The organism is Pelagibacterium xiamenense (assembly GCF_021166475.1).
Lineage (GTDB): Bacteria > Pseudomonadota > Alphaproteobacteria > Rhizobiales > Devosiaceae > Pelagibacterium > Pelagibacterium xiamenense.
Map to the genome: position 1 here is coordinate 142,154 of NZ_JAJOYS010000004.1, position 12,082 is coordinate 154,235.

Here is a 12,082-nt window from a genome sequence, read left to right on the forward strand (position 1 = left end):
ATTTTACGCGCCTGCTGGCCGCCCCACCGAAGCGCGCTCGACAAGCCCGCATGCAAGCTCGATTCGCCGCGCCGGCGCGGAAAAGCCTACCATCTGATCGCGCAGAAGATCGAGCGCCGCCGCCCCGATCTCGCGCATGGGGATGTGGATCGTCGTCAGCGGCGGGGTATGAAACGCCGCCTGCGGCAGGTCGTCCATCCCCATCACCGAGACCGCCTCCGGCACCGCGACGCCGCGCGAGGAGAGCCCCATCGCCGCTCCCACCGCAAGGCTGTCGCCCGCCGCGAGCACGGCGGAAAAATCGAGCCCTTGCCTGTCGAGCCGCGCCGCGATGGCCTCGGCGGCCAGTTCGGGCAGCCAGTCGTCCACTTCAACCACAAGCTCGGCAAGCTCGGCATCCGGACCCATCGCATCGCGCCAGCCCTCGAACCGCCGCTCGATCGTGCGCCGCCCCCGCCGCATGAGAAACAGGATCCGCTCGTGCCCCAGCCGCCGCAGATATTCCGTGCCCATCGCCGCCGCCGCCCGGTTGCACGGCGCGACGCTCGAAAGCCGCATGAACGGATCGTCGCCATTGACAAGCACAACGGGCTTGGCGAAATCCCGTGTGGGCGCCAGCATCTCCTCGTCATCGAGCGTCAGGAACAAGAGCCCGGCAATCGCCTCATCCTCTAGCGCCTCCTCGAGCAGCATCCGCTCCTCGTCGGCGCTCGAAACCGGCCGGGTGACGACTTCCAGCCCCAACACCGCCGCGCGCTCGCGCACGCCTTCGAGGACGTGCGCGGTGAACTGGTTGCGCACATAGTCGATCATCGCCGCGCTGCTCGCCGCGATGATGACCTTCTGCCCGGCCACCGCACCGGGCATGGCGTAGTTGTATTCCCGCGCCGCCTCGAGCACCCGTTCGCGGATTTCCGGCCGCACGCCTTTTTCGTGCGCGAGGGCCCGTGACACCGTGCTGACCGACACCTCGCACCGCTTTGCAAGATCCACCAGCCGCACCCGCCGGCTGATCTTTCCCCGTTTATCAGTCTTCTCCACGCGCATCTCCCGCGATTTGCACCCGCCCAAACTGCAAAAAATTTTCAGATTGCGCAATCAATAACTGATCGTCATGATGCCTGCCGAAGGGTGGAAACGGCACCCATGGGAGGAAACATGACGGTTGACGGTGCGCGGCTGCGCCAGCAGCTCGACAAGCTCGTTGCGGGCACCACGCAGTTGCGGCACGACGGCCGCTTCGACGAGCCCAATCTCGACGGCTCGGCGGGCGACTACATCAGCTTCCAGTCATGGGAGTGGCCGCAGGGCGTCGGACTTTACGGCCTCGCCCGCCTCTGGCTCCACGGTGGCGACGCCAATGTCCGTGCGCTCCTTGAAGACTGGTACGCCGCCCGCATCGCCGAGGGTCTGCCCCCGCTCAATGTCAACACCACCGCCCCCATGCTGGCGCTTTCGCTGCTCTGGCGCGAAACCCGCGATGAACGCTGGACCCCCGTGCTCAACGCCTGGGCCGACAAGGTCATGAAAGAGCTTCCGCGCACAAAGGAAGGTGCGTTCGAGCACAACGTCTCCGACAAGATCAACGCGGGCGAACTTTGGGACGACACCATCTATATGGTCGGCCTGTTCCTCGCGACCTTCGGCGCCGCCTCGGGCCGCCAGGAGCTCGTACAGGAGGCCATCCGCCAGTTCCTCGTCCACAGCCGCTACCTTTCCGATCCCGAAACCGGCCTCTGGTTCCACGGCTGGACCTTCGAGGGACGGCACAATTTCGCCCGGGCGCGCTGGGCCCGCGGCAATGCCTGGATCACCGCCGCCATCCTCGACCTGATCGAGCTGACCCCGCTGCCCCCCGCGGTCGAAAAATTCCTCGTCGGCGTTCTCGAAAGCCAGGTCGAGGCGCTCCTGCCGCTTCAGACCGGCTCCGGCGCGTGGCGCACCCTGCTCGATGACGCCTCCTCCTACGAGGAGATTTCTGCCACTGCCGGGTTCGGTTATGCGCTTTTGAAAGCGTCCCGCCAGGGCATCGGCACGCCGGCATGGAAAGAAGCCGGGCTCAAGGCGCTCTCGGCGGTTCTCGCCAATATCGACACCGATGGCACCGTCCTCAACGTCTCCTACGGTACGCGGATGGGCCACGACCTTCAGTTCTATAAAGACATCCCCATCCAGCCCACCGGCTACGGCCAGGCCCTCGCCATCCTCTGCCTCGTCGAAGCCCTCGAACACATCGAAAACGGAGCGCAGGTCGCATGACGATGAACGTCCGATACGGCGTCTCGCCGAACGACATCAAGACTTTCGACACCGAACGGCTGCGCGCCGAATTCCTCGTCGAAGACCTCTTCACGCCCGGCGCGATCGCCTTCACCTATACCCATATCGACAGGATGGTGATCGGTGGAGCCGTGCCCACAGGAGGCGATCTGGTGTTCGGCGACGGCGCCGATGTCGGCACCCCATATTTCTTCGACGCCCGCGAAATGGGCATCGCCAATCTCGGCGCGCCGGGCAATATCACCGTCGATGGGCAAGCCTTCGCGCTCGGCAACCGCGACATTCTCTATATCGGCCGCGGCGCCAAAGAGGTGCGGCTGTCGAGCGAGGACGCGGCGAACCCGGCGAGGTTCTACATGAACTCGGTCCCAGCCAGGACGGACATTCCCCACCGCCTCATCACCAAGGCCGAGGCCAAGCCGCTCGAATTGGGCGAGGAAGCGCGCTCCAACAAGCGCCGGCTCGCGATGTATATCCATCCCGAGGTCGCTCCCTCGTGTCTTCTTCTGATGGGCATCACCGACCCGGCGCCCGGCAGCATCTGGAACACGATGCCGCCGCACCTGCACGAGCGTCGCATGGAAGCTTATTGCTATTTCGACCTCGCTCCCGAGGACCGGGTCGTCCACATCATGGGCCGGCCTGACGAAACGCGCAATCTCATCGCTGCCGATCTTGACGTGGTGCTCTCACCGGCCTGGTCGATCCACATGGGCGCCGGCACCGGACCCTACGGTTTTGTCTGGGGCATGACCGGGGAAAACCAGGCCTATACCGACGTCGATCCCGTCCCCGTTTCGGAGTTGCGGTAATGCTCGATACCGTCAAGGACATAAAAGAAGGCTTTCTCGAACGCCCGCTCGAAAAGGGCGCGCCGCTGACCTATTGGCGGCTCGGCGTGACCGCCGAGGAGCGCTACGACGTGCCCGACCAGCCCATGTCGGGCGAGATGGACCCGTTCTTTTTCGTCACCAAGCACAAGAACTTCATCCCCCACGAATACCCTTGCCGCACCCGGTTTGCTGCCGAGCGCCGCGACACGCACCCGCGCGTATCGGGAACCTTCGCCCCCGCGCGCACCTGGCTGCCCTTCGGATCGCCCCGCGTCGATCTTTCGGGCTTCTGGTTCCGCCCAACAATACTTTCGACATTCGCGCAGACCGTGATTCACGTCGCCGAACCCGGCGCGGCGAGATTGCGCCTGGGCACCTGCGGCGGCGCGGTGCTCTTTATCAACGGCGCCGAAGCGGGCTGGATGGCCCCCTATTCGCGCAACCTCGAAGCACAGGCCGAGTTCGAGGTGGCGCTCGAAGCGGGCGAAAACACCATCTCGCTCTATTTCGACGACCTCGCCGAACGCGACGCGCGATACTATTTCCAGCTCGATTATCTCGACGGCCCCGGGGCCACCCTGCGCCTGCCGACCGCCACCGATGGCGCGGTCGCCGAAGCCATTGAGGCGATGCTGACCTCCATGCGCTTTGAAAAGCCCGCCTATACCGCCGGCGAAGTCGCCCTCGAGACCGATAAACCGCTCCCCTTTGCAGCAAGGGCGGATATCCGTATCGAGGGGGACTTCATGTCGACCGAGCGCATGGACTGGAGCGCCGAAATTCCCGCCGGCGCACGCCGTATCGCGGTTGCTCCGGCCACCGACCTCCCCTCCGATTTCCGCCATTTCCACGTGAGCCTCACCGCCGGCGGCTTCACTGCCGGCCGCGTTTTCGGCGTCGAAATCTGCAATGCCGACGCGCAGGGCGAGGCGCCCCAAGCCCTCGACGCGCGCATCGCCGCCGCGCTTGAAACCGTCGCGGCGCAAGGCGAGCCCGATACCGTCACCGCCCTCGCACGCCTCGCAAGCGGCGCGCCCGCCGCCGAGACCGAAGCGATGATCGCCCGGTCGCTTCCCGCGATCGAGGACTGCCACGATTGCGCCGACTTCATCCTCGTCCCGCTGCTCTGGTCCCGCATCGGCTTCGCCGGCGCGCTTTCGGACGGCCTCCGCGCGCGCATCGACAAGGCGATCCTCAATTACCGCTACTGGATGGACGAGCCGGGCAACGACGTGCAGTGGTATTTCTCGGAAAACCACGCGCTCCTCTTCCACACCGCCGCCTATCTCGCCGGCAATCTGCTCAAGGACGCGCGTTTTGTCCGCTCGGGGCGTCTCGGTGCCGAGCAATCGGCAACCGGCCTTGCGCGCGTCCGCGCCTGGCTCGACCATTTCGAGGCCTGGGAAATGGCGGAATTCAACTCCGCCCCCTATTTCCCAATCGACCTCAAGGGTCTGACCGCGCTCTTCGCGCTCGCACCGGACCGCGACGTCCGCGAGCGTGCGCGCCAAGCCATCCTGCGGCTCGTCGAAATGGTCGCCAACTCCGCCCATCACGGCGTCCTTACAGGCGCACAGGGCCGCTCTTACGAACATACTCTGCGCGCCGGACGTTCACTGGAACTCTCCGGCATCGCGCGCCTGCTCTGGGGCCGCGGCCATTTCGGCCGCCGCTTCCACGCCTTGCCGCAGCTCGCGCTGTGCCTGCGCGATCACGGCCTCGAAATTCCCGCAGAGTTCGCCACCCGCGCGAGCCTGCCCGAGGGACAAGCCCAGGAATGGTGTTTCGCCCAGGGCCAGGACCGCTTCGCCGCGCTCTATCACTATAAGACCAGCGGCTTCGCGCTCGGGTCCGCGGCCGCCTACCGCTGGAACGAATGGGGCTATCAGGAAACCGTCCTGCACGCCCGCCTCGGCACCAACCCGGACGCCCAGGTCTGGATCAACCACCCCGGCGAAGTGATCCACTCGGGCTTCGGCCGCCCGTCATACTGGGGCGGCTGCGGCACCCTGCCCCGCGTCCAGCAATATCGCGGCCTGGCCATCGTGCATTTCGCGATCCATGAGAGCCAGCCGGGCTTCACCCATGCCTGGTTCCCGCAGCAGGTGTTCGACGCAACGGCGATCGAAGGTAACCGCGCGGTCGCGACGTCTGGCGACGGCGCCATCGTCCTGATCGGATCCGAACCGCTCGTACCCGTCGCCGACGGCCCGACGGCGGGCAACGAGCTGCGCCAGACCGGCGAGCAAACCACCTGGATCGTCCGCACCGCCGCTGGCGCGCGTCCCGAAGCGCTCGCCGAGCGTTTCGCGGGCCTCACAATCCGCGAGGACGCGGATGGAACGCTGCGCATTGACGATCCCGAATATGGCGACGTCCAATTCTTTGCCGACGGCCGCGTTGCCGCCGAGGGGCGTGTGCTCGACCCCAGGACGTGGACCGTCAAAGGCGAACGCTTGGCGCTCGGAAGCGCAGCGTCATAAGCTTCTGCGGCAGGCGCAAACCCCACCAAGAGGGACGCCCGCCGCACAACCGAACCCACTCTGGGTCAATTTGGAGGAGACGATGAAGAAACTTTGTGCTGCCCTTGCGATCGGGCTTTTGGGCACGACCGCGGTTCAGGCCGGCGATGTCCGGGTGCTCTGGTATTCAGACGGCGTCGAAGGCGAGGTGCTCGGCGAACTGCTCGACCGGTTCATGGAAGAACACCCCGACATCAACGTCATTCTGGACAATGTCGCCTACACCGTGATCACCGAGCAATTGCCGATCCAGCTCGAGGCCGGACAGGGCCCCGATATCGCCCGCGTCACCGATTTGAAATCCCAGGCCGATCACTGGCTGGACCTGACGCCCTATCTCGAGGATCCGGAATACTGGCGGGCCAATTTCGGCGACCAGGCCGACTGGATGCGCCCGGACGGTTCGGACGCGATCACCGGTTTCATGACCCAGATCACGCTGACCGGCGGGTTCGCCAACAAGACGCTGTTCGATCAGGCCGGCGTCGAACTGCCTGGCCCCGACGCGAGCTGGGACGACTGGATGGCCGCGGCCTCCGAAGTCGCCGCCAACCAGCAGGTGCCGATGACCGCCGCGCTCGACCGCTCCGGCCACCGCCTCACCGGCCCCAACATCTCCTTCGGCGCCAACTATATCGGCGAGGACGGCATGCCCGCCCCGATCGGTGACGGCGTCAAGGCGTTCGTCGAAAAGTTCGTCGGCTGGAACAATGACGGCGTGATGGCGCAGGACGTCTGGGTCTCAGCCGCCGGCACCACCTATCGCGCCGCAGCCGAGGACTTCATCAACGCCCAGCTCGTCTACTACTATTCGGGCTCCTGGCAGATCCCCAACTTCGCCGAAACCATTGGCGATAACTTCGACTGGGTCGCGACCGGCAGCCCCTGCGGCAGTGACGCCTGCACCGGCATGCCCGGCGGCGCCGGCCTGGTGGCGGTCAAATACACCCAGAACCCCGAAGAAGTCGCGATGGTGATGGATTACCTTGCGAGCGAAGACGTCGTGCGCGAGTTCTCCGAACGCACGCTGTTTCTGCCTGCCCACAAGGGTGTCATCGAAGGTGGCCTCGACTACCAGACCGACAACCCCCTCGTCGCCGACGCGCTCAACGCCTTCGTCGAGGCGTCCAAGGCCACGGCGCCGCACGCGCTCGAACTTCCGGGCTGGCAGTGGTCCTCGGCCTATTACGGCGCCCTCGTCAACCGCGTAAGCCAGGTGATCGCGGGCGAACTGACGCTCGATGAGGCGTATGAGGCGATGGACGCCGATATCGCCGACGTCGTCGCAACCCAGAGCATGTAAGGCTGAGAAAGAGAACCGCAATGTCCGCAATCAGCGACATTGGCGACAAGACCGGCGCCGCCCTCGCGGCGTCGGTCAAATGGGCCGCCGGTATCATTGATCCCCCCTTGCGCTGGCTTCAGAAAAAAGCCGGCTTCAACGGCATGGCGGCCTTTTTCCTCGCGCCGAACATGCTCATTTTCGGCATTTTCATCCTCGTGCCCATGGTCATCAACTTCGCCTATTCGATGACCGGCGGCGGCGCGCTGTTTTTGCCCGACCGCGTTTTTGTCGGAGGCGACCAATATGGCCGGCTCCTGACCTGCTCGGACTATTCGCGGCCCATAACCTGCACCGAAGACCAGTTCTGGATCGCGGTCCGCAACACGGCCATCTTCGTCGTCGTGCAGGTCGGGCTGATGATCGTTCTGGCGCTGACGACCGCGCTTGTGCTCAACAAGAGCCTGCGCGCCCGCAGCTTCTGGCGCGCCGTGTTCTTCTTCCCCGTGCTGCTTTCCCCCGTGGTCGTCGGGCTTATCTGGCGCTGGATCCTGCAGCGGCAAGGGCTTTTAAACTACATCCTCTTCCAGTTCGGTATCGAACCGACGGTCTGGCTCACCGACCGCTTCTGGGCCTTCGTCGCCGCGGTCGGAGTATCGATCTGGGCGCATATGGGATTTTACGCGCTGATCCTCCTCGCCGGCCTCCAGGCCATCCCCAAGGATCTTTACGAGGCCGCCGAAATGGACGGCACGCGCCCGGCCCGCGTCTTCTGGCGCATCACGCTGCCGCTCCTGGGCCCCAACCTCCTCGTTGTCCTCGTCCTCGCACTCATCCGCGCCGTCCAGATCTTCGACGAGGTCTTCGTTCTGACCGGCGGCGGACCGGGCACCAGCACGCTCTTCATCACCCAGTACATCTATGAGATCGGCTTCGCATCTGTCCTGCGCAATCCCGGGCTCGCGGCAGCCGCATCGATCCTGATGGGCGCGGTCCTCGTCGTTCTCACCCTCATCCAGCTCGGCGTCGGCCGCCGCAAGGACCCCAAGGAGGCCGCAAAATGACCCGCGTCATGACGTTCCTCACCCGCCGGCGCGGCGGCAAGGGCTGGCACTGGACCGACATCGTCACCTGGGTGTGGTTGATCGGCGGGCTCGTCATCATGTTCGGCCCGGCGGTGTGGCTCGTGGGATCGTCCTTCAAGACCCCCGCAGGCCTTGCCGAGTTCCCGCCCACGATCCTGCCCTACGCCACCGAAGAGGTGACGGTCGAAGGGTATGACGAGCCGCTCCCGCTCTTCGAGGTGACGCTCGAGGACGGCAGCACCGCCATCCTCGCCGAAGCGCGCCGCATCGGGCTCGTCGCCCAGATGATCGACCCTAACGACCCCGGCGAGCCCGTACCCGTCAATATCAACGACCGCAGCCCGGTGCGCGAGCTCTCCTTCGAAATAGACAATTACACCGAACCCTTCGTCCATTTCGACTTTCTGCAATACCTCTACAACTCCGTCTTCGTCACCGTGATGGCGACGATCATCACGCTCGTGGTCAACTCCATGGCCGCCTTCGCGCTCTCGAAATACAAGTTCACCGGGCGCAACCTCGTGATGTTCCTGATCCTCGCCACCCTGATGGTGCCGCTTTCGGTCATCCTCGTGCCGCTTTATTCGGTGGTCTCGGCGCTCGGGCTCTTCAATTCGCTCTGGGGCGTCATATTGCCGACGGTCGCAACACCCACCGGCGTTTTCCTCCTGCGCCAATACATGCTGACCATCCCAGACGAATTGATCGATGCCGCGCGCATGGACAAGGCGTCCGAATGGCAGATCTATTGGCGCATCATCCTGCCGCTGACCGCTCCCGCGCTGGCCGTGCTCGCGATCTTCTCGGTCGTCTGGCGTTGGAACGATTTCCTCTGGCCGCTGATCGTTCTCTCGCGCAAGGAGCTCTATACGCTTCAGGTCGGGCTCAACGTTTATGCGGGGGAACTCAACGTCCAGTGGCATTTCATCCTCGCGATGACGGTCGTTACCATGATCCCCGTCGTGCTCGTGTTCGTCTTCCTCCAGCGCTTCATCACTACCGGCATCGCCGGCGCCGGACTGAAATAGGAGTCAATCCGTGAGCCAGATTACCCTCACTGGTGTGGGCAAATCCTTCGGCGCGGTCCAAGTGCTGCGCAATATCGACCTGGACATCAAGGACGGCGAATTCGCCGTGTTCGTAGGTCCGTCAGGTTGCGGCAAGTCCACGCTGCTGCGCCTGATCGCCGGGCTCGACACCCCCACCCTCGGCGACATCCGCATCGACAACGCCGACGTCACCAGGACCCCCGCCGCCGATCGCGGCCTTGCAATGGTCTTTCAGTCCTATGCGCTCTATCCTCATATGAGCGTCAAACAGAACCTCGCGTTCGGACTGGAAAACTCCCGCATGCCGAAAGCCGAGATCGAGGAGCGGATCACCGAGGCCGCGCGCATGCTCGAAATCGGGCCCTATCTCGACCGCCGCCCCGGCCAGCTCTCGGGCGGTCAGCGCCAGCGCGTCGCCATCGGCCGCGCCATCGTGCGCAACCCCGTCGCCTTCCTCCTCGACGAGCCGCTGTCCAACCTCGACGCCGAATTGCGCGTTTCCATGCGCGCCGAACTCGCCGCGCTCCATAAACGCCTCAAGACCACGATGATTTACGTCACTCACGACCAGATCGAGGCCATGACCCTGGCCGACCGCATCGTCGTGCTGCGCGACGGCCGCATCGAGCAGGTCGGCGCCCCGCTCGAACTTTATAACAAGCCCGCCAACCGCTTCGTTGCCGGCTTCATCGGCGCGCCCAACATGAATTTCCTCCCCGCCAAGGTCGAAGAACCCGGCGGCGAGGGCTTTTTCGCCGACGTTCTGGGGGAAAGCCGCCAGGCGGTGCGCGCCAACGCCGCCGCGGTCAGGGCCGACCAGCCGATCACCCTGGGCATTCGTCCCCAGCACCTGCGCCTCGCCCGTGAGAACGAGGACGGCGTCGAGGTCGAAGTGAACCTCGTCGAGGCGCTGGGCTCGGAAACCGTCGTTCACACCACCGCCGGCAATGGCGATCCGGTGCTCGCCGTGCTCCAGGGACAGCGGCCGTTCAACGCCGGCGACAGGATCACCCTCGGCCTCGATCCGGAAAACCTCCACGCCTTCGACGAGACGGGGCTCCGGCTCCAGGGCAATTAGGGACGCAAATGGCGCGCGAAAAACGCGAGCACCGCATCGCGCATCCGGGGCGTTTCGACGTGCCCCGTCCGCGCGCTGCGCACCAGTTCGAGCGCATCCTCTGCCCCGGCGGCACGATAAGCCTCCCGTGTCTGCTCAAGCGCAAGATCGACGGCCCCGGGTGGCGTCAGGGGATCGGTATCCCCGATCCCCACCAACTGCGGCCGCGGCGCGATGAGCCCGGCGATCTCGCCATTGCCCGCAAGCGCGAGCAGCCCCGGCACGGTGAGATAGATGCCATGAAGATCGTGCACCCCGAGCGCGATCAGCGTTTCGAAATCCGCGTAGCAGCAAAGATGCGCCACGCAAGCGATCCGCGGATCGATCGCCGCGAGCCAATAGGCAAACGTCGCGCCCATGGAAATCCCGAAGGCGCCGATCCTTTCGGCATCGACATCGTCCCGTCCGGCAAGATAGTCGAGCGCCGAAGAGAGCTCCCCCATCATCTGCCCGGCGAGCGACCTGCCATGCCAGAGCGCGGCCTTGGCCGCAGCGCTCTCGATGTGACCCCGCCGGGCTCCAAAGCACGGCAGATCGATGCAAAGGCTGACGTATCCCGCCTCGGCAAGCGTTACCCCCAACGGTCCCCGCAGGGCCGGCCGGCCCGCAAGCAGCTCGTCGGCACCGATGGCGTAATTCCCGCCATGTGCGTGCACGTAAAGGATGGCCGGCGCGCCACCGCTAACCTGCACTTCCGGCCGCGTCAGAATTCCCCTCACCGCCTCCCCGGAGGCGGTCTCGAACGCAAGCGCCTCGGTCGCGACCCCGCCCGAGACCGAAACGCTGGCCTCGCGGAATGCGAGCGGGTGTTGCGACGCCTCGAAGGCCGTTGCCAGTTTGCCGGCGAGTGAAAAATCCAAACTCATGGAGCGCAGTTTCGATGGTTGAGCCCAATTATATAGAAGAGACCTTCGGCCTTTTAGGCAAGCGTGCGCTGGTCACCGGCGGCGCCACCGGCATCGGCGCGGCCATCGCCATCGCCCTCGCCCGAGCGGGCGCCGACGTCGCGATCACGACCCATGCGAGCCCCGGCGAAGATACCGCGGCCGCCATCACGGCCGCCGGCCGGCAAGTAAGATCGCTCAATGCCGACCTCGCGTCTCTCGACGCCGCGGGTGCCCACGTGCTCGTCGAAAACCTCGAAGCCGAATTCGGAGCACTCGATATCCTTGTCAACAATGCCGGCATCATCCGCCGCGCCGACGCTGCCGAACACCCCCAGGCCGACTGGGAAGCGGTGATGGCCACCAATCTCGACGCGATCTGGTACCTCTCGCAGGCCGCGGGCCGGCAGATGTGCGCGCGCGGTACGGGGCGCATCGTCATGATCGCCTCGCTGCTCTCCTACCAGGGCGGCATCCGCGTCCCCGGCTATACCGCCGCCAAGCATGCCGTTGCGGGGCTCACCAAGGCGCTGGCCAACGAATGGGCCGGCAAGGGCGTCTGCGTCAACGCCATCGCCCCCGGCTATATTGCCACCGCCAACACCAAAGCCCTGCGAGAAGACCCCGAACGCTCCCGCCAGCTCCTCGAGCGCATCCCCGCCGGTCGCTTCGGCGACCCCGAAGATATCGCCGGCGCCGCCGTCTTCCTCGCGTCCCCGGCGTCGTCCTATATGAACGGGCACATTCTGAGCGTGGATGGCGGCTGGATGGCCCGGTAACCGGCTCCATATCAATGTGGCTGCCGGCAGCCGATGCGCGGGACAGGCGCCGGCCATTATGGCGACGACACCCGAACCGGCATTCCTGCCGGTGATGGCGCCATCACTTTGTCGCGAGCATATACAGTTGATTTTTGGCTAGAAAAGCAAAGTATCTCGCGCATCAACCCGGTTTTACTTGCGGCTCGGCGTTCTCGTTAGAAACGCGACTAATATTCGGCACTCACAGCGCGGCATACCCGCCAGGGAGA

General features: G+C 65.1%; 10 protein-coding genes. 8 read left to right on the top strand and 2 right to left on the bottom strand.

The annotated features are described in order from the left end of the window. Window positions 1-3: 3 nt before the first annotated feature. Window positions 4-1,047, bottom strand: a complete 1,044-nt coding sequence (locus LSG43_RS15880) for a LacI family DNA-binding transcriptional regulator (RefSeq protein WP_255714648.1) — start codon at window positions 1,045-1,047, stop codon at window positions 4-6. 111 nt (window positions 1,048-1,158) lie between these two features. Here LSG43_RS15880 and bglB point away from each other — a divergent pair, with 111 nt between their 5' ends. The 7 genes from bglB (at window position 1,159) to LSG43_RS15915 (ending at window position 10,129) form a co-directional block, all read left to right on the top strand. Beyond that, window positions 1,159-2,259, top strand: a complete 1,101-nt coding sequence (gene bglB, locus LSG43_RS15885; RefSeq protein ID WP_231806017.1) for a beta-galactosidase BglB — start codon at window positions 1,159-1,161, stop codon at window positions 2,257-2,259. After that, window positions 2,256-3,092: a 5-dehydro-4-deoxy-D-glucuronate isomerase gene (kduI, locus tag LSG43_RS15890; protein WP_231806019.1), complete on the top strand. Its 837-nt coding sequence runs from the start codon at window positions 2,256-2,258 to the stop codon at window positions 3,090-3,092. The genes bglB and kduI overlap by 4 nt, the downstream gene beginning before the upstream one ends. Further along, a complete protein-coding gene (locus tag LSG43_RS15895) occupies window positions 3,092-5,596 on the top strand; it encodes a hypothetical protein (protein WP_231806021.1) in 2,505 nt (834 codons plus the stop codon). Before kduI ends, LSG43_RS15895 begins: the two co-directional genes overlap by 1 nt. Before the next feature lie 82 nt (window positions 5,597-5,678). Continuing rightward, a complete protein-coding gene (locus LSG43_RS15900) occupies window positions 5,679-6,938 on the top strand; it encodes an ABC transporter substrate-binding protein (RefSeq protein WP_231806023.1) in 1,260 nt (419 codons plus the stop codon). A 20-nt stretch (window positions 6,939-6,958) separates the two neighbouring features. Continuing rightward, window positions 6,959-7,981, top strand: a complete 1,023-nt coding sequence (locus LSG43_RS15905) for a carbohydrate ABC transporter permease (RefSeq protein ID WP_231806025.1) — start codon at window positions 6,959-6,961, stop codon at window positions 7,979-7,981. Further along, window positions 7,978-9,030, top strand: coding sequence for a carbohydrate ABC transporter permease (locus tag LSG43_RS15910; protein WP_231806027.1), 1,053 nt, complete (start codon window positions 7,978-7,980; stop codon window positions 9,028-9,030). The genes LSG43_RS15905 and LSG43_RS15910 overlap by 4 nt, the downstream gene beginning before the upstream one ends. A gap of 10 nt (window positions 9,031-9,040) precedes the next feature. Further along, window positions 9,041-10,129, top strand: a complete 1,089-nt coding sequence (locus tag LSG43_RS15915) for an ABC transporter ATP-binding protein (RefSeq protein WP_231806029.1) — start codon at window positions 9,041-9,043, stop codon at window positions 10,127-10,129. Here the strand turns inward: LSG43_RS15915 and LSG43_RS15920 are convergent. Then, the gene (locus tag LSG43_RS15920; protein WP_231806031.1) at window positions 10,126-11,034 is read right to left on the bottom strand and encodes an alpha/beta hydrolase; all 909 of its coding nucleotides are present in this window, start codon (window positions 11,032-11,034) and stop codon (window positions 10,126-10,128) included. The two genes, LSG43_RS15915 and LSG43_RS15920, sit on opposite strands and share 4 nt — an antisense overlap. Window positions 11,035-11,048: 14 nt before the next feature. Between LSG43_RS15920 and kduD the strand changes: the two genes are divergently transcribed. After that, window positions 11,049-11,831: a 2-dehydro-3-deoxy-D-gluconate 5-dehydrogenase KduD gene (gene kduD, locus LSG43_RS15925; RefSeq protein WP_255714649.1), complete on the top strand. Its 783-nt coding sequence runs from the start codon at window positions 11,049-11,051 to the stop codon at window positions 11,829-11,831. Window positions 11,832-12,082: the final 251 nt, after the last annotated feature.

Coding starts and splice junctions, on each gene's coding strand:
- LSG43_RS15910 (WP_231806027.1), top strand. CDS start 7,978: ATGACCCGCGTCATGACGTTCCTCACCCGCCGGCGCGGCGGCAAGGGC.
- LSG43_RS15895 (WP_231806021.1), top strand. CDS start 3,092: ATGCTCGATACCGTCAAGGACATAAAAGAAGGCTTTCTCGAACGCCCG.
- LSG43_RS15900 (WP_231806023.1), top strand. CDS start 5,679: ATGAAGAAACTTTGTGCTGCCCTTGCGATCGGGCTTTTGGGCACGACC.
- bglB (WP_231806017.1), top strand. CDS start 1,159: ATGACGGTTGACGGTGCGCGGCTGCGCCAGCAGCTCGACAAGCTCGTT.
- LSG43_RS15905 (WP_231806025.1), top strand. CDS start 6,959: ATGTCCGCAATCAGCGACATTGGCGACAAGACCGGCGCCGCCCTCGCG.
- kduI (WP_231806019.1), top strand. CDS start 2,256: ATGACGATGAACGTCCGATACGGCGTCTCGCCGAACGACATCAAGACT.
- LSG43_RS15880 (WP_255714648.1), bottom strand. CDS start 1,047: ATGCGCGTGGAGAAGACTGATAAACGGGGAAAGATCAGCCGGCGGGTG.
- LSG43_RS15920 (WP_231806031.1), bottom strand. CDS start 11,034: ATGAGTTTGGATTTTTCACTCGCCGGCAAACTGGCAACGGCCTTCGAG.
- kduD (WP_255714649.1), top strand. CDS start 11,049: ATGGTTGAGCCCAATTATATAGAAGAGACCTTCGGCCTTTTAGGCAAG.